Genomic DNA, 19,748 nt, shown 5'->3' with positions numbered 1-19,748 from the left:
TTAATTCTCCTCCTTTTTTAATTATATTTATTAATATAGTTTATTCAATTGGTTAAGTCAAGCAAGCTGTCAGGTAATCCATCTGTGATTTTCTTGTTGTAATTTCTTCTGTCGATATCTTCATTGCACCATTCAATAATCTTTTCCAATTGTTTATCATAAACTTCTGAAAGTGTTAACGGTCTAGTAATATCTTTTCTGAAGCGCCTTTCTTTAATTATCTCAACCATTTTACCTTCATACGCATCTGTACTAAAATTACCAATCTCTTTTAAATCATCTGGATTAGAACTATTATAGATTTTTGCTTCAATTTTTACTAAATCTTTAATTTCGTCTTTGCTATAAGCCCAACTAGGAAAGAATCCATCCTTGAAAAACTTAGCTTGAATAATTACTGTGTGACCATTCCTAGCCCACTGTTTAATAAACTTCATCTATTCAACTCCTATAATATTCATCTTTTATTAAATTTTTTTAATGTTACCTAGTAATTTCCATTTGCTAGTGTCATTTAAGTCAGTCCAAAACACTTCTAATCCACTTCCTAAAACAATAGAACCTTCATGGATTTCAACAACCATAAATGAGCTGAACAAATCATCTTCTCTAACTCTCTGATAAATATCTCCAAACTTTGGAAAATAGCTGCTAGCAAATATTGACATTATAATTTACCCTCCTATCAAATCGTACATTTACTTTATAATTTTAGATGTATACGTGTCCGGCAACTTGTTATTCCCTAAATAAATGTCCACAATAGTTACAGCATTAGATGAAGAATCGCTTTCAAGCTGCTTCAACTCATTAATTAGTCCAATCTTATACCCTAATTTATTTAAGTGTTTCAATTCAATATCGTAGCATTCCAAGTCGTTATCTTTCTTGTGAGCTTCTAATAGTTGATTTGTTAAATCTGTATCTTCCAATGCTTCTTGTAGTAAGGCATCTAACAATACTTGGATATAAGTTTGATATTTAGTCTTTTCCATAATTGTTAACATCCTCTCCTATTTAGCAAATACTTTATCGATTTCAACTTTATAACGATTAAATATTTGCAATTTAATGTTTTCAATCTGCTTTTCCAAATCTTTAAACTGCTGAGAATCAGTTAATCCATCAACTTTCATTTGGTAATACTCTTCCATTAAAATTTCCAGCTCTTTCTGCTCTTCCTTCAACTTAGGATCAATAGCTTCACCCATCACAGAAGTTAAATCCTTATTCACAATTTCTTCCTTCTTAGCAAATCCAATCTTACCTAATTCAGCATTAGCTTTAGAGGCTAATTCATTCGTCCAATTAGATGATGCGCCACTCTGAGCAGAACCGAATAGGACTCCTCCGCCTACTAATACGATTGCTGCTACTGTTGTCAATAATACTTTCTTAATCAAAATGAATTCCTCCAATAATCTTATAGTTTAGTTTCTAAATAGCTCCAGTATTTCTATATCCTGAGATGTTAGTAAGTATGGCTTAAAGATTTCTTGTGTTCCCTTTAAATATGTTTCAATATAAATGTTATCTGATTCAACTTTGCCCATTTTACGCTCTAACCACTTAAACCAAGTCTGTAATTCATCATAACGTTTAACTTTCTCTTGATCGGTCATGTGACACCCCCAATCTACAATCTAAAGAAAAACTCTGCAAATGTTTTCCTATTTACATTTTTAGCTCTTGCTCTAGACTCTTTTCCTAATCTTTCTCCTGCATATACCGCAACCACAATCATATTAATAAATGGACAAATCACAGAGAAAACATCTTCTAGACTAGGATTTACATAGGTTAAATTTTCATGAAAAATCTTTATTTCTTTATAAGCTAGAATGGCTGGCAAAATATAGCCTATGGTTATCCCTAAAATTGTTGCTGCTATTGTCATAGTATTAATCTCCTTCTGTATCGGCATGTTTATTATAGTTTATCAAATGCTTCCTTATTTTTATTTAGCCATCCCTCTTCATCCTTGATCATTAAATCTCTAATAGTATCTTTCATCTTTCCGTTCACATAAACGTATCCACCGTCATTTTGATTCATTATAGCTATTTCTTCTGTATCGAATAATTTCTGTAGCCTTTCAAGAGATTTCTCTGCTGTATCAATTAAACCAATCAACCTATTAGCTTCTTTAAGTTTTGCTCTATCCACATTGATCCCTCCTTAAAACTTCACTTTTATCTAATCCCAAATATTTCCGATAACTTTAGTAAATTCTTCGTCATATCCGTGTGTCCAGAAATCTTTCATGCTACTATTGTATTTACCATCATCCCAAAACAGCCAAAACTCTCCATTTTCTAATCTCACATGACCACGTTTAGAAAATTCACTTCTAAAATTATAAATAAACTTCGATCCGCTAATAATTTTTTCTCCATTGCAATCTCTATACACTGACTCTTCTGCTTCATGATTACTAACTTTTACATATCCGGCTGCTTCAAAGATTCTTTCAGCTTCTTCTTCTGTTAACAGCTCTTCTACATCATTAATATAGTCTCTAAGATTGATTCCCATTCTTAATCCCCCTAGTCTCTCTCATATCCAAATGTAATTACAAACAAATCAACGCTGCCAGTTTTATTCCCAAGACTGATTCCCAATCTAACATCACCTTTAGTTAAGCTTCCGATATAAATTGAAATGTTATCATTGAACCATTCTTTCCAATGCTTATTATTTAACTTACTAGCTTTAAGTCCCATCATAACAGCACCCAAAATCCTTCTTGAATCCAGCGATCAGCATCGTCTTCTGTATAGTCTACTGTCTCACCTTCAAATGAAACACTGTAAATACCATTCTCATAATTAGCTGTGAACACTTGATCTCTATCTTGTTCTGTTGCATGTGCTGAATCATTTAAAGTAAACTGAAATGTAGTTTGATTCATCATTCTCACGTCCCTTTTACTATATATTCATTATTATAGTTTATTCAATAGGAGATTGCAACTATTTTGACCGATTTCCTTAATCCAATAAAAGAATGATATTATACCTTATGTGCAATCAGAGTTGTTAAACTTGTGAATCTATATTCTCCTCTAAACATAATCATTGTGCTGCCATCTTTGAAGATTTTGATACTGTTCACATCTGCATTTAGTGTATCTATTGAATCATTTTCGCATACAGAATATGTCCGGTTCTTAGGATCAAAAATTCTTGTCTCAAAGAATAGCGCATCACTGAATCCATTGAGTTCTCCATCTACGCTCATTGTATCTTTCAGTGGATATAAGTGAACAATGGGGTTATTGATTACCTTGTCGTCATCTTGCTTAACCTCTGTGTACATATCCATTATATCTTTAATTAACTTGAGACTTTCTTCGTGCAACACAATATCATCAAAAGTTAATAGATGTGTAGTCTGTTCTTTAATTGTTCCCATTATCTTCTTCACTCCTTAGAATATTTCCGTCTTAACTCCAACCACCATTAATGAATTAGCAAACACATAATCCCCATAAAATGAAAAATCTTCGCTATCTGCAATTTCCTTATAGAGATTGACCTGATCCTGAGCATCTTTCATCGAGTTGTAGTGGTATGTTCTATCTAATTGTGGCGTGAACGTCCCATCTTCTGTCAAAAATTCAGAAGGTTTGTCAACGTTTGCTATAACATAGTACTTAGCAATAACCATTTGTTTACATCTCCCAATAATATAATAGTTTTATTCGCTAACTTCTTTATGATAAATAAACTTTTCAATGTAATCTTTCTCTTGTGAGAATACTGGAATTTCCTGATCTGCTACCCATCGTGTACGAATAGCTTCACCTTTTTCGTATTTTTCTTTAATAATACAAGCGCCTCGTTTCTGCCAAGTAGGAATATCATTCCAGTTAACTCCAACTTCCATTAGCATATCTTGCTTCATACTTCCGTTCTTTTTGTGTAACTGTTTAGAAGAAAAGTAGTGTTGAGCCACCATTGAGATACTGTTTTTAGTTGCATCTTGTTGTCTCCATAGGAAGTAGTTATTGACTTCATCTTTCGGTAGTACCCAAGCTCTAGCATCGAATAATGCAAGTTGCTTCTCTGGATACTTCTCTCGCATGATTTCGTTGAACTTTGCAGTAGCTAAACTAGCAGCAATAGAGACGATCTTCTGAAGGTTGTTATCAAACCATGCTTCTGTAGTCAGCTTATCATCATTGGTTAACAGTAAACTGATTTCATCTGACTGATGGTAAGCAACTTTACAGCCCATAATGTTCTCACATAGATACTTAGAAGTTTCCCACATTGCATTGTTTAAATCTAAATCAAATGGCTTTTGGCAACCTTTTGTATATGTGTGAAACGCCTTGCCATCAATCCTAATTAATACTGGTAGTCGTCTAGGCAAGCCATGCCTAAAAGCATTTTCATAACCTTTCATTCTGTCACCGAATTTTTCAATTGTCATATTTATCTCTCCAATTCCTATAGTCATTTATGAAATAAAACAAAGTTTTTATAATATTATTTGGCGTAGGTATTGATGTATTCTATCTCCGTATCTAGTCTTTCTGACAAGCTGTTCTTTACTACTTCTAGCTCTTCTAGCCACTTCTTTCTAATTTCCTCTTCATGTTTGCTAACATGGTTCACAAATTCAGATAAAATAGCAATACATTTTGATTCAATTTCTTCATCAATGTAACCAATAAGCTCCATACATTCGTCAATAGTATTGATCACTGAAACAAAAGATATTTCATATTTTGTTAGCAGTAAATCATAATGCCCTTTGTCATTTAATTTAACTTTTTCGACTGCTGGCTTAAATGTATTAGTTAAATAGCTTCTTAGCTTGCTCTTATATACTTTCAAATACTCATCTCTACATGCTCTATAAATGTAATAGCCGTGACTATCTAATTTTTCAAAAGTGAGGCTTTTTAATTTAACATCTTTTACCTTTACAGGCGATTTTGATTCAAACTTAATCGTATTACCTTCAAATCTTTCGCTAAAATATTCATAGCTTTTAGGATCATTCTTTAATTCACTCTTTTTAATTAATGTATCTAATAGTTTAAACTGGTCTTTTTTGATATTAACCATCTCATCTACTGCTACAACACTTTTCAAATAATTTAAAAGTTTGTTCATATCGACATCTCCTTTACTTAATTAACTTATAATATTATTATAACTTATTCAATTAAATAAATCAACAACTATTCACATTTCTTCAATTCTTTTTTAATATGCTGCATTAATTCGATTTCAATATTAGCATCTCTTACTCCATTCTTACATAACAATCTAATTCCAACTCCAACAGCAGACTTCATATAATCCATTGTGATCCGCTCATCATCAGACAAAATGTGTCTTTTATTCAATCCAGACATTTGATTCCTCCTACTGTTCTGTACAAAATTCTAATGGTATTTCCTCATAATCTTCATCTTTCGTATCTGAAATCACAATAGAGCCATAGAATTGCAAATCATTACTTTCCAGAATACTTAATAGTTTATTTGCTGTCACCGGACTATCAATTCTAATATGTCCATCAATGCTAAACCAATTATGTTTCTTCACCTGTGATTCCCCTTTGTGTAAAATAGTGTCCGAGGCGTTTAGTTAGTTTATTCTGTTCTTCAATTACAAGGTATACATTCCCATCAATCATGTGTAGATAAGTCTGGAACATATCAGCTTTCATATAATCTATGTCAAGAGGATCAATCGCAATTGATTTATCTCCATTTTCATTTTTAATTGTTACATAGAAATCTTTCATTGTATTACCTCACTTTATTAGCGAACAATTCAAAGTTTCTTTCCGCACATTGGGCAATAGTTAATTTTGATTTGTTCTTCAAAACTACTGTCACTTGAATAGGCGTTGTAGTTCACATAAATACTCCCTTGTTCAATCCACATAGTGATAAAATCTGAATCAAAACCCTTTTCTTCTTCGCAATGAATACACACATCAATCGCTCCTTTTTCAATTATATAGCAGATACTTCATCTCGCTTAAATCGATAAATCTTATGTCCATCAGAATCAGATTCATTCAACTCAACTTGCACTGGATAGATTTCTTTATTTATAATATGCTGAATTACTCCTGATCCTTCGACCATTAAGCATTTAACTTGAACATTGTCTCCCACTTTCACCCACATTACCTCCTTGCTATGAATACAATCTCCATAGATTTAAAAGTTTTTCTCTCAATTCCTCGCTTATACCTTCCGCTTCATGAATATCATATGCAATATCAGCCATCATCTCCATAAATTCTTCTACTCTCTGCTCTCTATTGTTCATCCTCTTCTCCTCCTCTTATAATAAAATGGAACTCTTATTCTGCAATTTCAATCCAAAAAGTATATAAGTAGCTCGATGTAGTAAACTTTCCTGAAGTATGCACCTTCTGTACATTTACAAGTCGATGTTCACCGTAGTGTGTCTTATAGTACTCTCCGAAATTCATAAATTCTTTTCCATATATATCTTTGATTGGCTCGCCATCTAAAACTCTAAGCTCTCTTTCGTAAATCAATCTACCACTCCTATTTAAAATTAACTTTTTATTGTGCTTTAATTCTTTTCTCAATCTTTTCTTCAGTCGCCTTAATAGCTGCTTGTTTCAGTTTATCTTTAAATTCTACTACTTGTCTATGTGCTTCTAGGAATGACATGTATTCTTTAGTTAGCTTCATCTTCTGATTCCCCAATCTCATGAAATGATACTTCAAACCCTTTATCTTCTTTAACCATTAACCAATAATCATTCCAAGCCATTCTATTAGCTTCTTCTTTAGTGTTGCCTAAAAGAATATAGCTTCTTTCTACATTTTTACGCCAAGACTTTTCTTTCTGGTCTTCCTCTTTTAATTGTGGGAACTTCTTGCAGAGGTCTTTCAAGGCATCTTCAAGTTTCATCTACTTGTCTCCAATCAAAGTATTCTTTTATCCCACTTCTCTAAGTAGTTGAATTGTCTTGTCCATATGATACTTCTTGGCTTCTCCATTAGGGTCTTTATAACCGACAGTGAATTCTAATATCCAGTTACTAGCTAACTTGCCACACAATCCTCTCATCCATTTCTTAAAGCAGATACCACTACTATAATCTCTTGCAACTGCCTCTGCTAAGATATAAATCTTTTCATCTTCTACTGATTCATGAAAAACGACATAGGCTCTATCGTGTTTTCTGTGTCCATAACAACAAAACTTCGTGGTGATGCCGAGGTGAAAGTTTAGAACATCTATAATTTCGATCATTTCTTTATCAATTTCATCATATGGTATTCCATAATCTAAAAATTTCTGCCTCAAATTAACATCGTTTTGAATCGTAGACATATCTTCATCTCCCAATAATAATCTTATTTTAACTGTTCTTTAAACTTCTCTGCAATTTTCCAACCTAAAGTAGCGCCGAATTCATCTGAAATCTGCCAATTAGTATTAGTATATTTGTCATATAGTTTCTTCATATCATCGCTAATTCCAGCATTGATTACTTGGTTGAATGATCCTGTGCCAGAATTTGTTTCAAAGAAGTATCTAATGCTTTCTGAATCTCTATCAAGATAAATATCGTTAAACTTTTCCACCATATTCAGAAATTCATTGTAGTTAATAGAAGCAACAATATCTTCAACAGCTTTATTTAAATCTTCTTTTTTAACTACCTCATATCCGCCAGTAACTTCATATCCATTGACAGAGAGAAGATTAAATAAACGCTCGCTGTCGATTTCATTTCCATCTTTGTCTTCAATTGTTCCATTAAGGATCATCATTTCTTTCCACATGTTGCTCCATCTCCTCTTAAAAGCTCTTATTTATCTCGGTACAATAGTTTTCAATACTTCCTTAATCGCCCAATATTCGGGATTAAATAATGCAGTTGGTGCAATCGAAATCATGATTCCAGTAGCAATAACAGCAATCAACCCCATAACTACAAGTCCAGCTAATCTAATTCCTCCACTTTGTTCATCAAACCAATCCCAATACTTACTAGCAGCCTTTTTCTTCATTGTTGATCGATATAACATATAGAATAGAATCCATGCAACCACTACAATCAATACAGATGTAATTCCATCAATATATGCCTGTCTAATTAAGATTGGATAAAGTTGTTCTACTGTTGTATTAAACGCTGAAGCTAATTGTTCTAATGCCTTATTAACATCAATCTCCATTAGATTCATCTCGCTTCCAACTACTTAAAATGTCACAATAAACATAATGTTTACCTTCTCCTACAACTTTAACATTCAGTGTAGTTTTGGTTTCCTCTAGATACACATGGAATAATTTATCTAAGGCTTTTGCTTTGATACGTTCATTCTTGCTTCTACGTAGTATAAATGCCTGTTTCTGAAGACTCTTATCTTTATATTTATAATTAGCAATGTCATAAATTAATGTTGAAATTTGATCAATCATTCAATCCCCTCCATCATTGCAGCAAACTTAGCTCTATGAATCGCTTCCATATCATCACCGTGAGCAATATTATCATGATGTTCTACGTATAATAGGATATTTGCTAACACATTAAACGCATCTTGATATGAATGGTGATGTAAATCTCTCAATACATCCATGACATCAGCATAGTTACAATCATCTCTGTCTCGTATATATTCAATTAGTCGCTTTTTCATGGTGATTCCTCCTCAAATTCTAATAGTTTAGTAATACATGTCTTCATTTGAAAAACTAAATATAGTGTCTCTTCGGTAAGCCCTGTACTCTCCTAGGTAAATAAAATGGAATGTCTTCACTTTCTCATTTTCGTAAACAAAATAGAGAGTGTCATTCATCTCCCTTTTTAGTTCATCTGTTTCTTTTAAAACTTTCTTGGCTAACAACTCATGCCATTTACTCTCATTATCTTCTTCAAGCAACCAGAGCCATCCATACCCCATACCTTCAACATCAGTCCAATTTTTACGATAAGGACGTTTTTCATCATCGTAAAAATCCCACACTATTTCAATATTTTTGTATAAAGCAGTCGTCAATTTAAGCTCTAGTAGAATCCTAGAGTCTACCAAACCATATTTAATAATTTGATCTTCTGGACGAAGAATGTGATTCAATATTTTATCCATATGACTCCTCCTTATACAATCCATAAGGTTTACCAATTCGATAATAACTACCATCACGTTTTACTCTGAAATCCCATACAATAGTCAATGCTTCGTAATATGATAGGTTTTCTCCAATGATTGTTTCTGTTTTAGCTTTTCGATCATATTTAGTTACAAAGTGATTATCCATTTTTACCTCCAATTAAATAGTTATAGTTAATTCAATAAATCACTTTTAATACCTAACTCATCGCTCAACGCTTCATACTTGGCATAGTCTTTATACCAGCCTTTCATCATTGGCTGTTTATTTAACATCCAAGTAACCTCACCATTCTTTACAATGAACCGCAAGCAGCCATATGCGTACCACGTTCTAGGATGCTTCTTAGCTGCTGAATCTCGCTTATATACCATAGCAAGCCTCATATTGCGTTCCATCTTCCGTCTAGCTTGATCTAGTGTTGTATCTGCATTGTCCTTTACGTGCTTTATATAGTATCTATAAGCATCCTCAGAGAGTTTTAAGTAGTCACCTTCTGTATTGCTATTCTTAAATGTAAATACCGAGCTAAAGAATTTCTTAATCATTTTATTTTCCTCTTTTCTGTTTATTAGTTAAATTTAACTTCACGTTCGAATACTGTCATCATCAAATCAATATCTTCATCATATAGTTCCTGTATCTGCTCCAACATATCTTTGCGCCCCTGTAAATAAGCAAGTTGATGATACTGACGCAAAATTATAAAAATGCTTTTATCTAAAACTAATTTATCTAATCCGGTTTCCTCCACCATCCGTTTCCAGCTTTCCTGAGCCATTCCAGTTTCGTCTTCTTCAAGTCTGTTAGTATAATTCATAATTTCCTCCATTTCTAAAATGTATTTGGTTATTGTTTACAAGATTAAGTATATTCGATTGCCTTTTTATTTACAAGTCTTTATATAGTTTATTTATTAATTAAATTTTAATCCTTTATTTAACAGAAAAACCACTCCTTTTACAAAGTGGCTTCAGTTGCCGTTCTACTTTTTACTATCGAAAATGTAAACATCATAAGTTTCATTATAGTTAGCTAAATAGATTAACGACAATTCTTGTTCTGTTATAGTATTTCATTCTTTCTACAATATCTCTGCTGAGTATAGATAGCTCTGTTTCATTTACTGTCCATACTCAGCAGCAATTTTCTTCCGCTTAAAAATCTGCGTTATGTTATGTGAGTTCAATTGAACCCTCCTATTTCAGGTTGCATGTACAGTTTTCAGTTTACTTGGATTTAACCTTTAGTTCAGAAAAAATCTATGTCTTCTATTTCTTTTGCATTTACTATACTAAATTCTTCTACTTCCAGTAATGCTTTCTCACCTTCCATGTTAGTTATGACGACTCCTTTAATGTTGGATAGTATAGGATTAAAATCACACTCCACTCGATCAAGAGTGTCATCAATAATTCCCGTTACTAGATATTGCACAATCACCTTTGCCATTTGATAGCCTCCAATATACGAACCTTTGTTCGCTTTTCCTAATATTAACTTAATTTGCATGTCCGTGTCAACAACAACATTAGTTATTTTGTAGCAGTCTTTTTATAATAGATTATTACGAGAATGTTACAGATTCTCATCTATTAACGTTACATCTCTATTTTTTGAAAGCCATTATTCAACAATAGCATAAATCATTGTGATCAGTTGTGTTAAATGTCACATGCCTCTACCAATATGTTGAAAGTATCTATCTTAATCATAGTGTTTCTTGTCTAATATAACAAGTAGTAGCACGTATTTTCACAAAACAAATGAAATAATTCCCTTATTTTTATCTAGAGTTATTTCATTTGTCCTACTCACTTTGACTTTTTGATAGTAGCATGGATTAAGATTATTGGCAAAACAATTTTATACATCACATGTAAAATAATTCTAAAGACTACGAAATTATTTATAGGCATATAATTTCTTTTTAACTACCTAAACTTTTGAACTACTAAAAGCTTTCAAGAAACTAAAAACAAATTATATTATAGTTTATTCAATTGGTTAACCAAAACATTCTTCCGACTGAAAAATGATTGGTTGTTATACTATTAATTCTATCTTAAGGTGGTGTCAAATTGCTTTATAACCGTATAGTTTCTCAAAAGTTTCTGATCCAACTAGCTTTTTAATGGCAAATACTGCGCTATCTGTTCTCTCACCAGACTTCTTAGGTTCATTAAATTGCACATAAATTTCATAAAGGTTATCTCTATTTAGTTCTCCGTCTCTTTGATAAATCTCATTAGCAAGATGCATCATTCCACTTTGTTCTACATGTCCACTTCTTAGGAAAGGCATATCGAATACTTTCTTAAATACTTGGAACTTACGAATGACAAAAGCATAATCTAATTTATCTTCAGTTTGTTTTCCTCTTGTAGTCTTCTTAAAAATATATTCTGATTCTACATATTCACTTCTCTGATATCTTTCTCCGGTTGCTTCACCATTTTTATTGTAGTAGTAAATTTCTTGATCTGCTTGATGTAAAAACTCAAACAACTCTTTAGAAATTTCAATTGTTCTAGTAGATTCATTCTTATTAGTTAGCGTTGCATAGAATTTATCATCAATTTCTTTTAAATCTTCTGTTCTTAGATTAAGCATTTCAGAGTATCCTTCACCAGCAATTCCTTCGAATACACAGAGTAGAATAGCTTTATCAGCTACATTATATAGATCGTCACATAAATTCAGAATATCTTTTCTTGTAAATACTTGCTGCTTATAAGTTGCTACAAAGGGTTCTACCCATTCTTTTTTATTAATATTAGTTAAAGGATTAATATTACTTTCAACATAACCATTCTCAATTGCCCAATCGATGTACATTTCTAATTGTACTGATTTAGTATATGCAGAATTTACTGTTGAAGCTGATAGTGCTTTAATTACTTCTTCTAATTCAAATTTATTCATATCATAGATGTCTTTGTTTAACGCAGTTTCAGTTTTCTTTGTACTTTTAAAAATAAATGATGTAATATAGGCTGTTTGTTCCTCTTCAAATGATTCTAAGTATCTTAATTTGGCTTCTCCATTGTACATGTCTTTAAGGTTGATGTTTAACATCATCGTTCACTTCCCTCTATTAAATTAGTTAATTAGTTTTCTATAATGTTTCTATTGTATTTTAGTATTCTATTGTATGTTTTCTCTTAATTATATAATTAATTTTTGTATTTATTTAATTTTTAAACTAGGTTTTTAAAATAATTTGCAATGTCTGTTTCTTTAACTCTATTACTAACTCTACCATCTTGATCAATAACTCCTAGCTCTACCCATAACTTGCTATCTCTATTAAAGTTCACTTCATTTAAAATACTTTCTAACTCATCCAGTTCAATATTCTTTTCTTTCATTTGCGCTGCTAAAGCGATATACCCTGCAAACATCTTGTTATAAGCCATTAAAGACTCATCATAATTTACAACTTCTAGGAACTCTTCTGGATATGCTTCAAATAACTCTTCAAAGAATTTTGCTAAGTATTTTCCAACTTCTCTTGCTTCCTTCTTTAACTTCATATTAAATTCTTGATCAATTGCGTCAGCTAAAACTCTGTAATTTACTAGTTCACCCATTGATAAGTTTACCTTATTAGCAGAAGATGAGATTTTTCCTTTCAAATAAGATTCTGACTTTAACATGTCTAACACCGTGGCAGATAAGCTATTCTTTTCTAGTTCCTGAATACGTGCAGCAGGAATAGGTGTTGCCTTAGCAAGTTGTGCTTGATACTGTTGAGCTTGTCTTGTTGTGTAGTTTGAAATTTGAACCATGAATCTAAAATCGATGTCTGGATTGACACTATATGCTTGCTCGCTTGCTAAACATCTATGATAACCATCTAAGATGTCAAGTCTAGTTCCATTGTTCACTGTCAGAGTATTCTTTTTACCATTATAAGTCAACTCTTCACCGTCTTCATTTGTTCCGGTAGCAGCATTAAATGCAAGAGTTGTTACCTTTAATTCACCTTTAAGCATTAGGTTTTTAATCTCTTGGACATTCTTCTTATAAACCGTTGGCTTGTAGATGATTTTATCCATTCTTTTTACTCTAGTTTCCTGTCGTTGAATTTCATAGTTATAGTTTAGCTTCTTGCTTCTTAGTAAACGTGCAATAGTCTTAACATCAAGACTCACACCGTATAAATCATTTCCTAGATGAAGCACATTATCAAACACTAGTGGAAATTGAATTTCATCTTCGTCATGTAGTAATAGATAATCAAACTGTCGAGCTTCTTTCATCTCTGCTGAAGTAAACCAGTCTTCAGGATTCAACTCTTGGTTACCTGACTTTAAATATACTTGTTCTGTTACTAATGCTAACTCACGAATATCTGCTTCTTCTAATGAGTCAATCGGATCGGAAAAGTACTCTTCAACTCTTCCTGGCAAGATGCGATATTTAGATAACTCTTCCTTAACATCGTCTGCTTTTCTAGTATTGTTAGAAACAAAATGAATACTTTGATCAATTTTTTCTAGCAATTCCGTTCTAGTTCCCTTCATCTGTTATACAGCTCCTTTTGATTTAATTTAATTTTATAAACTTTAACAAGATTGTCTTGTATTTTCAATTATAACATTAATAACTTTATCATAGTATTTTTGTACTGTCTAACATTTTTCGACATAATTCGTCATTGTAATTTTAAATTTAATGTAAACAATAATTCCTTGTTAACCGACTCTAATGATCGGATTAGTTCTTCATGCGATACTTTTTTATACTTTTCATGGTCAATATTTCCTTCCAATGAGAAGTATCCAGTCATCTTCATTTCTTCTTCTTCTAAGTAAAGTTGAGTAGTTGCTGGATTAGAGTGTTTCCCTTTCTTCTGAGCCTCTGTAAATGATCCTGTAAACTTATAGGTATTAGTTACAGCAGTCTTCTTGAAAGAATGGAATGTATAGTTTCTATCGGTATGATTCAATACATTCTTAAGGCGAATCATCATATCCCCTAAATTTTTCTTGCTTAGAGTAAATACCTTGCTCTGTCCCTCTACTTTTAAAGTTAATAGTTCATCATATAATTTTCTACTCATTTTCTCTACGAATTTCTTATTTCCTTTACCAAACCCTGTAATATATACGTACTTTCCATCAGGTTTAAACTGCTTCCATTCTAGCGCTCTTAATTCACTTTCACGTAGTCCAGAATCAATTGCTAACTTTATAATCATTCTCTTTTCTTCTACTTTATGCTTCTCATACTTAACTGCTTCTATATATTGTAGAGCTACTTCCATTGGAATTGATTCATAGCTATTAGCATTAGCCGGTAAAGAATTAATTAGATCAAACATACTTAACTCAGTATTGATAGCTTTTCTAATGTTCAACTCACGATACATCGATTTGATGCTGCTGTAATATCTATTGATCGCATTGTTTGATTTGATTTCATAGAAGCTGTTAAGATAATCCTTTAATGAATCATAGTCTAGTAGCTCTAATTCTTCTGCTGTAATGGTGTTAATCGTCTTGCCATATACTTGCTCTAAGAATAATCCGATGTCGCTTCTATAAGCTGTCTCTGTATCTGCTGATCTCTTACCCTTCTCATGTAAGAAGTCTTCAATCTGTTTACCTACTTTAGTTTGAAAGGGTTTAACAATCGCCATCTGTTGTACCATATTCAATCACTCCTGTTTATAGTTTATTTTATATGTAAGCTAGTTTCGAATCCAGTGACCAAAAAGCAATTCTATTACTGGTTTGCTTCCTCGTCTCTAGATTCGATCTCATTACCTCTAGCTGCTTGCCTTGATCCGTGACTTTAGCATACTGTATCATCTCAAGATGTATACTCGATTTTCACACTTCCTATCTTATTGCTTTGAAGTAAATTAACTAACTTTTACTTCTTGATATTATTATAACATGTTTAATTGATACTGTCACGCTTTTTGTCCATTTATTTTAAAACTTTACATGATCTTTATATTTCTTCATTACAGGATAGTCATAGTCTTCCTGAAACATGGTTATTCTTTTTCTCATTTCCTCAAATGTTTGTAAGTCTAGTTCATCTCCACTATCCAGACAATTACTGAATACTGCTTCCAGATCACTTACTGCTTGTACGCTGCTTATCAGCGGTATTTCAGTGAAGTCTAAATCTTCTATCGCATACTTAGTGTTTAAGAACTCTTGATCGTTTGCCTTGTGATAGCTCAAGCAATTTAAACGATGAAACTTCATAACCTTCTCCTTAGCTAACCCTTCTGCCATAGACAATGAGAGAAATTTCCCTATCCGGTTCAAGTATTCAAGATCAATTATTCTCACACTCATATCCTCATTCCTCCTATATTTCTAATGGTTTATATTTCTTAAATGTAAACTTCCAGCAATCGCCTGAATAAATGCCTACTGAGATTACATTACTGATTTCCTCATAATCTTCAACAATTAAACTTTCTAATTCCCATTCAACATTACCGATTGATCCACTATTAAATCCTAACTTTACTGTGTACGATATTGCCAATCTTTCTAAGAGATTCAATTCTGTCGTTAATTCTTTTGCTGCGATCATTGTTCCCACTCCTCATATTGTTTTATAATTGTCTTACTCGATATATTTATTATAGCACCTTCTAATATATTAAACAACATCTTTTTATAATTAATTTAATTAAAATTAAAAATAATAAGATGCTCTAGGCTGCTTTATTTTGTTAGTCTTTGATGATGAATTGCTCGATGAACTCTTGGCTAATTTGGAATAGATCAGTATTAACCATCCTTAAAGCTTCTCTTACTCCATCTAAGCCACTTCCGGTAACATCGTTTTGGATTAAAATATAAATCTCTTCTGCTATTTTATCCTTCTCCTTCTGTTTCTCAATATACTTCTTGAGTAAATTGTTAGTGTGATTCATTCTAACCCTCTCCTTTTCCATTAAAAAGTTCCATTTATGTGGTAATAATTAAGCTGTCCAGTCCTCCAAAAGACTATACATGTCTCTTAGCTGCCATCCCTCTTCAAAGTCTGCTCGTGCTGAGTTGCTCTCTGTGTCTCTGATAATAATATAGCTTGATCCTACCTCTGTAATTATGCTTCCATTAAGATCATATCGTCTGCCGAAGAATCCATTACAATAGAAATCTGTTATTTCTTTACCTAAAAAGTTGTGACCACCATTAACTCTTTCAAGAAGAAATTCGATAGCATCATGAACTTCACCTTCATATTTATTGACTCTAAAAAATTCCTGAATCTCTTCTACACTCTTAAATTCCATTTTTACTCTTCCTTTCCAGTAAATGTTTTATTTCGTTGGATTAATTCTTTACTAAAGAAATATAGGCAAATGGCGTGCTATATAGCCCGTTAGTACCTATGTCTTTAACTGCTCGTCCAGTTGTTGATCCGATTCCCATTGAAGGAGGACAACCAACATAAACTTGGGAGTCTCCAAATTGCATATCTTCTAATTCTTGTAGTTTTTCTTTTAGTTCTGATACCGTTAGGCTTTTCTCGCTAAATTCAAATTTGATAGTCTCATTGTTCTTCTTCAATTTCTCCACTCTCCCATAAAAGATTTCTTTTACTACCTTAATGCTGAACACTTACAGTAGTCTTTCAATTTCATCGAAGATTAAGCCGTCTTTTTCCTTATCTTCCATGTATTGCTTCCACGCTGTTTTATAGGAACAGTTAAACATAAAGGCTCTTTTCTTTATTAGTTTTACTATCTTTTCATGCCTTAACATATTCTTCAATTCTTCACCTCTTTTTCCGGATAGTAAACATTACCTTCCTCATTTAACTTATAGCAACCGATTAACTTCCCATCTTCCCAAACATCAATATATGAATCCCATGAATCAAACTCTCGATCCTCTTTAAGAGCTTTAACTGATCTACCAAAATCCTCACCAATATAATAAATATCATCTGATTCACCAATACTGCCTTGTACATAGCTCATGTAAGTTTTCATCGAAATCATCTCCAATTCAATTTTATTGTATGCCGAAAACCCTGTAAAACAAGGCTTTTTTGCACCCTTATATCCCAATAAAAGACAGATTTTAAATCGTTAATTAAAAACTTTATAAACCATAATTTCAAAATCTGTCATGCCTTTTGTTGCTTTTTTAAATTTTCTTTTACTTAATGTACTTTCAATCTTATTCAAAAGCAAATACGCTGCTAAGTTAGTAAAAGGTAATAAAGCAATTCCGATTCCCAAACCGATTAATCCACCATTGATTCCATCCATCTCAATCACTCCATTTCATTTTTTAAAGCTAGATTTATTATTTTTTATTCTCTTTTACAATATACACGCTACTTGCTGGATAGCCGCCTCTTTCACCTTCAAAGTATAAGACGGTTCCTCCTCTTCCTCTGCTTTCAATAAGTTTTACTACTTTATACTGGTTAGGATCATCTCCTGTCCAAGACCTAACAACACTTCCGATTGTTCCTTTTACTCCGTCAATGTCCTTAAATGTTTTTCTAATCATCTCAACCACTCCTTTGATTTAGTATACTTTATGTACTGCTTGTTTATCTATAACCATCTTAGCATACCCACAAACTAATTACAACAATATTTATATAGTTTATTCAATAAAAATAAGAAGCTAAAACTCTTCTCCAAGTTTCGACTTCTCTAAGTTGATCAATATTACTATATATTGTTTATTAAACTTCTACTTCACATTCAGCATTCTTAAATACCGCAACCTTGTATTCCCCTTGAAAATTTCCACGATATTCTTCACCAACATTAATTTTAACTTCGCCAACAGATTTGAATTTATTCCTAAGATGTTCATGTACTATTTGTTCTACTTCTGCTTGAGTTAATGTAACATTCATTTTCATTGTATTTCACCTCTATCTCATTTTATCGTGTAGCTAAAAAGCCTATAAATACGGCACTTTCGAACCCTCATATTCCTGTAAAATCAGCATTTTATTGGTTTAATGTACCCTCTACGAGCCTTGATATATCAACGTTTTCAGACTATAAATCCGAAGCTTTAGCCATAATAGCTCAAAACACCGGATTTTCCATTATTTAAGCTATTTTAGAGCCTGAACCCCTTGTCGCTGTAAGGTTCATTTGTCGTATAAAAGAATCATTTTAACTCACAATATAATGAATTATCTACAAAGTAGCACTCGAAATGTATTCCAAGTCTCAGCATCAGAAAATAAACCTTCTGAAGAATCTTGTCCTTTAGAGCCAAGTCCATTATCCATTTCAACCCACACAGAGATACTTTTAGCAGGCTTAGGAAGAAAATCTTTTGGCAGGTTCTTAATCAATAAAGATTCATTGACTCCTTTTGACGATGAATAATAGTCTGTAAATGTCCCTGAAATTACTAACTCTTTAACTGGTGATGCTACAGCCATTTTCTTTTCCATTAATACTACTTTCATTTCTTTCACACTTCCATTCTAATTTAAAAGTATCTTTTTATTTGTCTTTTTTATATACGGTTATTATTTCTGAATCTTCTTCGCCTTTAAAATACATTTGTTTATCATATTTTAAAGCATTAATTGTCATTGAAATATCACGTTTTGATCCAATGAAGTTTATTGAGGCAGCACACAAGAATAGAAGTGCAAACCTATCATATATGAAAGCTAAAATGACATAAAATGTCGTGACTATTATTGATGGAGAAATCAAAATAAGAATCAAGTCTTTTCTTCTTATAAAGCCATCTATACTAATAGAGAATATACTTAGTTTTGAGTCATCCCCATAGCCTAGAATTTTTGCCACTATGAGATGAATTAATTCATGTTGTATAAAAAACGTAGCAGCTAAAAGAATAGATATAAAGAAACTTAAATCAAATTCTATGAATATAGATATAACAGAAAGCTTGCTTACAAACAAACTGTAAAACACCATAGAGATAGTTATAATAATTAACGTGCTATTTTTAGTTACGTTATCTGGTTTAAACTGGTCTATCTCTTTCAACATAACCCTCCCTCTTATCCAATCAAATGAATTTTTATTACGCAGTTTTGTTGAACTATTTTTCAATAGTTTTCATGCATTTTTTGCATATCAATCTACTTTTACCAACTTGTATCAGTTCATCATGAGAACATTCCTGATCAATATTGTTCATAGCTATCTCTTCCTTACCATTATGCTGCTGTTTTGATTTATTTTCTGCTACCCAACGTGCCGCAATCTCTGGAATCGTCTCATCTGAACGAATCATTTCTAAGAGTAATCGAATAGTCTCTTTGTCATATGGCAACGGCTTTGATATTCGCTCTCCATCAATGATTACAAATTGCTCATTTGTTTGAACAATGGAGAAATTACCTTGTGTAAATACATTCATGTTGTCTTCCTCCTTATTAATTTATCCAATCAAACAAATATTTTATCTACTTAAAAATACATCGAAAGTTTCATCATCGTTTTCATCAACTTCAATCACTGTGTATTTAATTGTTTCATGATATAGAGTATCGCCTTTTTCGGGTAGTCTGTCATCTACTCGAAATTCTTCACTATTCCATATACCATTCTTTTTTAAGTTTAATTGTAAGCCAAATATAGTAATCACTCCTAACTTCATAAAA

At 32.2% G+C, this 19,748-nt stretch carries 47 protein-coding genes; all 47 read right to left on the bottom strand.

All coding sequences use genetic code 11. From position 1 onward, the window contains the following. Nucleotides 1-44 precede the first annotated feature (44 nt). Complete coding sequence (locus AC2EXB_RS09035) at nucleotides 45-437, bottom strand: hypothetical protein (protein WP_483604530.1); 393 nt, start codon at nucleotides 435-437, stop codon at nucleotides 45-47. 30 nt (nucleotides 438-467) lie between these two features. Beyond that, nucleotides 468-668: a hypothetical protein gene (locus tag AC2EXB_RS09030; protein ID WP_483604529.1), complete on the bottom strand. Its 201-nt coding sequence runs from the start codon at nucleotides 666-668 to the stop codon at nucleotides 468-470. Nucleotides 669-698: 30 nt separating this feature from the next. Further along, complete coding sequence (locus AC2EXB_RS09025; protein WP_483604528.1) at nucleotides 699-995, bottom strand: hypothetical protein; 297 nt, start codon at nucleotides 993-995, stop codon at nucleotides 699-701. 18 nt (nucleotides 996-1,013) lie between these two features. Continuing rightward, on the bottom strand, nucleotides 1,014-1,403 hold the full coding sequence (locus tag AC2EXB_RS09020; protein WP_483604527.1) for a hypothetical protein: 390 nt from the start codon (nucleotides 1,401-1,403) through the stop codon (nucleotides 1,014-1,016). A gap of 27 nt (nucleotides 1,404-1,430) precedes the next feature. Next, the gene (locus AC2EXB_RS09015) at nucleotides 1,431-1,622 is read right to left on the bottom strand and encodes a hypothetical protein (RefSeq protein ID WP_483604526.1); all 192 of its coding nucleotides are present in this window, start codon (nucleotides 1,620-1,622) and stop codon (nucleotides 1,431-1,433) included. 14 nt (nucleotides 1,623-1,636) lie between these two features. After that, complete coding sequence (locus AC2EXB_RS09010) at nucleotides 1,637-1,897, bottom strand: hypothetical protein (protein WP_483604525.1); 261 nt, start codon at nucleotides 1,895-1,897, stop codon at nucleotides 1,637-1,639. 32 nt (nucleotides 1,898-1,929) lie between these two features. Beyond that, nucleotides 1,930-2,166: a hypothetical protein gene (locus AC2EXB_RS09005; protein WP_483604524.1), complete on the bottom strand. Its 237-nt coding sequence runs from the start codon at nucleotides 2,164-2,166 to the stop codon at nucleotides 1,930-1,932. A gap of 30 nt (nucleotides 2,167-2,196) precedes the next feature. Continuing rightward, nucleotides 2,197-2,535, bottom strand: coding sequence for a hypothetical protein (locus tag AC2EXB_RS09000; protein ID WP_483604523.1), 339 nt, complete (start codon nucleotides 2,533-2,535; stop codon nucleotides 2,197-2,199). Between the two features lie 187 nt (nucleotides 2,536-2,722). Further along, the gene (locus AC2EXB_RS08995) at nucleotides 2,723-2,914 is read right to left on the bottom strand and encodes a hypothetical protein (protein WP_483604522.1); all 192 of its coding nucleotides are present in this window, start codon (nucleotides 2,912-2,914) and stop codon (nucleotides 2,723-2,725) included. 98 nt (nucleotides 2,915-3,012) lie between these two features. Continuing rightward, nucleotides 3,013-3,414 carry a hypothetical protein gene (locus AC2EXB_RS08990; RefSeq protein ID WP_483604521.1) on the bottom strand — a complete coding sequence of 134 codons (402 nt, stop codon included), beginning with the start codon at nucleotides 3,412-3,414 and terminating at the stop codon, nucleotides 3,013-3,015. Nucleotides 3,415-3,429: 15 nt separating this feature from the next. After that, the gene (locus AC2EXB_RS08985) at nucleotides 3,430-3,669 is read right to left on the bottom strand and encodes a hypothetical protein (protein WP_483604520.1); all 240 of its coding nucleotides are present in this window, start codon (nucleotides 3,667-3,669) and stop codon (nucleotides 3,430-3,432) included. Nucleotides 3,670-3,699: 30 nt separating this feature from the next. Then, nucleotides 3,700-4,437: a tRNA(His) guanylyltransferase Thg1 family protein gene (locus AC2EXB_RS08980; RefSeq protein ID WP_483604519.1), complete on the bottom strand. Its 738-nt coding sequence runs from the start codon at nucleotides 4,435-4,437 to the stop codon at nucleotides 3,700-3,702. Nucleotides 4,438-4,493: 56 nt separating this feature from the next. Then, complete coding sequence (locus AC2EXB_RS08975) at nucleotides 4,494-5,126, bottom strand: hypothetical protein (RefSeq protein ID WP_483604518.1); 633 nt, start codon at nucleotides 5,124-5,126, stop codon at nucleotides 4,494-4,496. Between the two features lie 68 nt (nucleotides 5,127-5,194). Beyond that, complete coding sequence (locus tag AC2EXB_RS08970) at nucleotides 5,195-5,371, bottom strand: hypothetical protein (protein ID WP_483604517.1); 177 nt, start codon at nucleotides 5,369-5,371, stop codon at nucleotides 5,195-5,197. A gap of 10 nt (nucleotides 5,372-5,381) precedes the next feature. Next, nucleotides 5,382-5,564: a hypothetical protein gene (locus AC2EXB_RS08965; RefSeq protein WP_483604516.1), complete on the bottom strand. Its 183-nt coding sequence runs from the start codon at nucleotides 5,562-5,564 to the stop codon at nucleotides 5,382-5,384. Next, nucleotides 5,551-5,766, bottom strand: a complete 216-nt coding sequence (locus AC2EXB_RS08960; protein ID WP_483604515.1) for a hypothetical protein — start codon at nucleotides 5,764-5,766, stop codon at nucleotides 5,551-5,553. Before AC2EXB_RS08960 ends, AC2EXB_RS08965 begins: the two co-directional genes overlap by 14 nt. Nucleotides 5,767-5,980: 214 nt before the next feature. Then, a complete protein-coding gene (locus AC2EXB_RS08955) occupies nucleotides 5,981-6,151 on the bottom strand; it encodes a hypothetical protein (RefSeq protein WP_483604514.1) in 171 nt (56 codons plus the stop codon). 16 nt (nucleotides 6,152-6,167) lie between these two features. Then, the gene (locus tag AC2EXB_RS08950) at nucleotides 6,168-6,302 is read right to left on the bottom strand and encodes a hypothetical protein (protein ID WP_483604513.1); all 135 of its coding nucleotides are present in this window, start codon (nucleotides 6,300-6,302) and stop codon (nucleotides 6,168-6,170) included. A gap of 34 nt (nucleotides 6,303-6,336) precedes the next feature. Further along, nucleotides 6,337-6,537 carry a hypothetical protein gene (locus AC2EXB_RS08945; RefSeq protein WP_483604511.1) on the bottom strand — a complete coding sequence of 67 codons (201 nt, stop codon included), beginning with the start codon at nucleotides 6,535-6,537 and terminating at the stop codon, nucleotides 6,337-6,339. A gap of 28 nt (nucleotides 6,538-6,565) precedes the next feature. Then, nucleotides 6,566-6,697, bottom strand: coding sequence for a hypothetical protein (locus AC2EXB_RS08940; protein ID WP_483604510.1), 132 nt, complete (start codon nucleotides 6,695-6,697; stop codon nucleotides 6,566-6,568). Continuing rightward, the gene (locus AC2EXB_RS08935) at nucleotides 6,684-6,920 is read right to left on the bottom strand and encodes a hypothetical protein (RefSeq protein ID WP_483604508.1); all 237 of its coding nucleotides are present in this window, start codon (nucleotides 6,918-6,920) and stop codon (nucleotides 6,684-6,686) included. Before AC2EXB_RS08935 ends, AC2EXB_RS08940 begins: the two co-directional genes overlap by 14 nt. 27 nt (nucleotides 6,921-6,947) lie before the next feature. Next, nucleotides 6,948-7,346 carry a hypothetical protein gene (locus AC2EXB_RS08930; protein ID WP_483604506.1) on the bottom strand — a complete coding sequence of 133 codons (399 nt, stop codon included), beginning with the start codon at nucleotides 7,344-7,346 and terminating at the stop codon, nucleotides 6,948-6,950. 23 nt (nucleotides 7,347-7,369) lie between these two features. Next, nucleotides 7,370-7,801, bottom strand: a complete 432-nt coding sequence (locus AC2EXB_RS08925) for a hypothetical protein (RefSeq protein WP_483604504.1) — start codon at nucleotides 7,799-7,801, stop codon at nucleotides 7,370-7,372. Nucleotides 7,802-7,831: 30 nt separating this feature from the next. Then, nucleotides 7,832-8,197 carry a hypothetical protein gene (locus tag AC2EXB_RS08920; protein WP_483604502.1) on the bottom strand — a complete coding sequence of 122 codons (366 nt, stop codon included), beginning with the start codon at nucleotides 8,195-8,197 and terminating at the stop codon, nucleotides 7,832-7,834. After that, on the bottom strand, nucleotides 8,187-8,444 hold the full coding sequence (locus AC2EXB_RS08915) for a hypothetical protein (RefSeq protein ID WP_483604501.1): 258 nt from the start codon (nucleotides 8,442-8,444) through the stop codon (nucleotides 8,187-8,189). The genes AC2EXB_RS08920 and AC2EXB_RS08915 overlap by 11 nt, the downstream gene beginning before the upstream one ends. Beyond that, on the bottom strand, nucleotides 8,441-8,665 hold the full coding sequence (locus tag AC2EXB_RS08910) for a hypothetical protein (protein ID WP_483604500.1): 225 nt from the start codon (nucleotides 8,663-8,665) through the stop codon (nucleotides 8,441-8,443). The genes AC2EXB_RS08915 and AC2EXB_RS08910 overlap by 4 nt, the downstream gene beginning before the upstream one ends. Before the next feature lie 27 nt (nucleotides 8,666-8,692). After that, nucleotides 8,693-9,115 carry a hypothetical protein gene (locus tag AC2EXB_RS08905; protein WP_483604499.1) on the bottom strand — a complete coding sequence of 141 codons (423 nt, stop codon included), beginning with the start codon at nucleotides 9,113-9,115 and terminating at the stop codon, nucleotides 8,693-8,695. Beyond that, complete coding sequence (locus AC2EXB_RS08900; protein WP_483604498.1) at nucleotides 9,108-9,287, bottom strand: hypothetical protein; 180 nt, start codon at nucleotides 9,285-9,287, stop codon at nucleotides 9,108-9,110. Before AC2EXB_RS08900 ends, AC2EXB_RS08905 begins: the two co-directional genes overlap by 8 nt. A gap of 26 nt (nucleotides 9,288-9,313) precedes the next feature. Next, nucleotides 9,314-9,688 carry a hypothetical protein gene (locus AC2EXB_RS08895; RefSeq protein ID WP_483604497.1) on the bottom strand — a complete coding sequence of 125 codons (375 nt, stop codon included), beginning with the start codon at nucleotides 9,686-9,688 and terminating at the stop codon, nucleotides 9,314-9,316. Between the two features lie 23 nt (nucleotides 9,689-9,711). Continuing rightward, entirely contained in the window at nucleotides 9,712-9,960 is a 249-nt protein-coding gene (locus AC2EXB_RS08890) for a hypothetical protein (protein ID WP_483604496.1), read from the bottom strand. Nucleotides 9,961-10,391: 431 nt separating this feature from the next. Then, complete coding sequence (locus AC2EXB_RS08885) at nucleotides 10,392-10,592, bottom strand: hypothetical protein (protein WP_483604494.1); 201 nt, start codon at nucleotides 10,590-10,592, stop codon at nucleotides 10,392-10,394. 624 nt (nucleotides 10,593-11,216) lie between these two features. Beyond that, complete coding sequence (locus AC2EXB_RS08880) at nucleotides 11,217-12,221, bottom strand: phage lytic cycle repressor MrpR family protein (protein WP_483604493.1); 1,005 nt, start codon at nucleotides 12,219-12,221, stop codon at nucleotides 11,217-11,219. A gap of 119 nt (nucleotides 12,222-12,340) precedes the next feature. Then, nucleotides 12,341-13,669: a DNA sulfur modification protein DndB gene (locus AC2EXB_RS08875; protein WP_483604492.1), complete on the bottom strand. Its 1,329-nt coding sequence runs from the start codon at nucleotides 13,667-13,669 to the stop codon at nucleotides 12,341-12,343. Nucleotides 13,670-13,800: 131 nt separating this feature from the next. Next, on the bottom strand, nucleotides 13,801-14,799 hold the full coding sequence (locus tag AC2EXB_RS08870; RefSeq protein ID WP_483604490.1) for a tyrosine-type recombinase/integrase: 999 nt from the start codon (nucleotides 14,797-14,799) through the stop codon (nucleotides 13,801-13,803). A gap of 286 nt (nucleotides 14,800-15,085) precedes the next feature. After that, nucleotides 15,086-15,460: a hypothetical protein gene (locus tag AC2EXB_RS08865; RefSeq protein WP_483604489.1), complete on the bottom strand. Its 375-nt coding sequence runs from the start codon at nucleotides 15,458-15,460 to the stop codon at nucleotides 15,086-15,088. A gap of 13 nt (nucleotides 15,461-15,473) precedes the next feature. Beyond that, entirely contained in the window at nucleotides 15,474-15,704 is a 231-nt protein-coding gene (locus tag AC2EXB_RS08860; RefSeq protein ID WP_483604488.1) for a hypothetical protein, read from the bottom strand. Between the two features lie 142 nt (nucleotides 15,705-15,846). Beyond that, the gene (locus tag AC2EXB_RS08855; RefSeq protein WP_483604487.1) at nucleotides 15,847-16,050 is read right to left on the bottom strand and encodes a hypothetical protein; all 204 of its coding nucleotides are present in this window, start codon (nucleotides 16,048-16,050) and stop codon (nucleotides 15,847-15,849) included. Nucleotides 16,051-16,098: 48 nt separating this feature from the next. Beyond that, nucleotides 16,099-16,413 (bottom strand): hypothetical protein, encoded by a 315-nt coding sequence (locus AC2EXB_RS08850; protein WP_483604486.1) that lies wholly within the window; start codon nucleotides 16,411-16,413, stop codon nucleotides 16,099-16,101. Between the two features lie 40 nt (nucleotides 16,414-16,453). Then, nucleotides 16,454-16,690, bottom strand: coding sequence for a hypothetical protein (locus tag AC2EXB_RS08845; RefSeq protein WP_483604485.1), 237 nt, complete (start codon nucleotides 16,688-16,690; stop codon nucleotides 16,454-16,456). A gap of 200 nt (nucleotides 16,691-16,890) precedes the next feature. After that, nucleotides 16,891-17,115: a hypothetical protein gene (locus AC2EXB_RS08840; RefSeq protein WP_483604483.1), complete on the bottom strand. Its 225-nt coding sequence runs from the start codon at nucleotides 17,113-17,115 to the stop codon at nucleotides 16,891-16,893. Nucleotides 17,116-17,214: 99 nt separating this feature from the next. Next, entirely contained in the window at nucleotides 17,215-17,397 is a 183-nt protein-coding gene (locus AC2EXB_RS08835) for a hypothetical protein (RefSeq protein WP_483604482.1), read from the bottom strand. A 37-nt stretch (nucleotides 17,398-17,434) separates the two neighbouring features. After that, nucleotides 17,435-17,644 (bottom strand): hypothetical protein, encoded by a 210-nt coding sequence (locus AC2EXB_RS08830; RefSeq protein ID WP_483604481.1) that lies wholly within the window; start codon nucleotides 17,642-17,644, stop codon nucleotides 17,435-17,437. 181 nt (nucleotides 17,645-17,825) lie between these two features. Beyond that, a complete protein-coding gene (locus tag AC2EXB_RS08825; protein ID WP_483604479.1) occupies nucleotides 17,826-18,008 on the bottom strand; it encodes a hypothetical protein in 183 nt (60 codons plus the stop codon). Nucleotides 18,009-18,290: 282 nt separating this feature from the next. Further along, nucleotides 18,291-18,572, bottom strand: coding sequence for a hypothetical protein (locus tag AC2EXB_RS08820; RefSeq protein ID WP_483604478.1), 282 nt, complete (start codon nucleotides 18,570-18,572; stop codon nucleotides 18,291-18,293). A gap of 37 nt (nucleotides 18,573-18,609) precedes the next feature. Next, nucleotides 18,610-19,131 carry a metalloprotease family protein gene (locus AC2EXB_RS08815; RefSeq protein ID WP_483604477.1) on the bottom strand — a complete coding sequence of 174 codons (522 nt, stop codon included), beginning with the start codon at nucleotides 19,129-19,131 and terminating at the stop codon, nucleotides 18,610-18,612. 52 nt (nucleotides 19,132-19,183) lie between these two features. Further along, nucleotides 19,184-19,504 carry a hypothetical protein gene (locus AC2EXB_RS08810; protein ID WP_483604476.1) on the bottom strand — a complete coding sequence of 107 codons (321 nt, stop codon included), beginning with the start codon at nucleotides 19,502-19,504 and terminating at the stop codon, nucleotides 19,184-19,186. A gap of 42 nt (nucleotides 19,505-19,546) precedes the next feature. Then, nucleotides 19,547-19,744, bottom strand: coding sequence for a hypothetical protein (locus AC2EXB_RS08805; RefSeq protein WP_483604475.1), 198 nt, complete (start codon nucleotides 19,742-19,744; stop codon nucleotides 19,547-19,549). Nucleotides 19,745-19,748: the final 4 nt, after the last annotated feature.

This window comes from Planococcus alkaliphilus (assembly GCF_057031095.1).
This window is presented reverse-complemented; position numbering and strand designations above follow the sequence as displayed.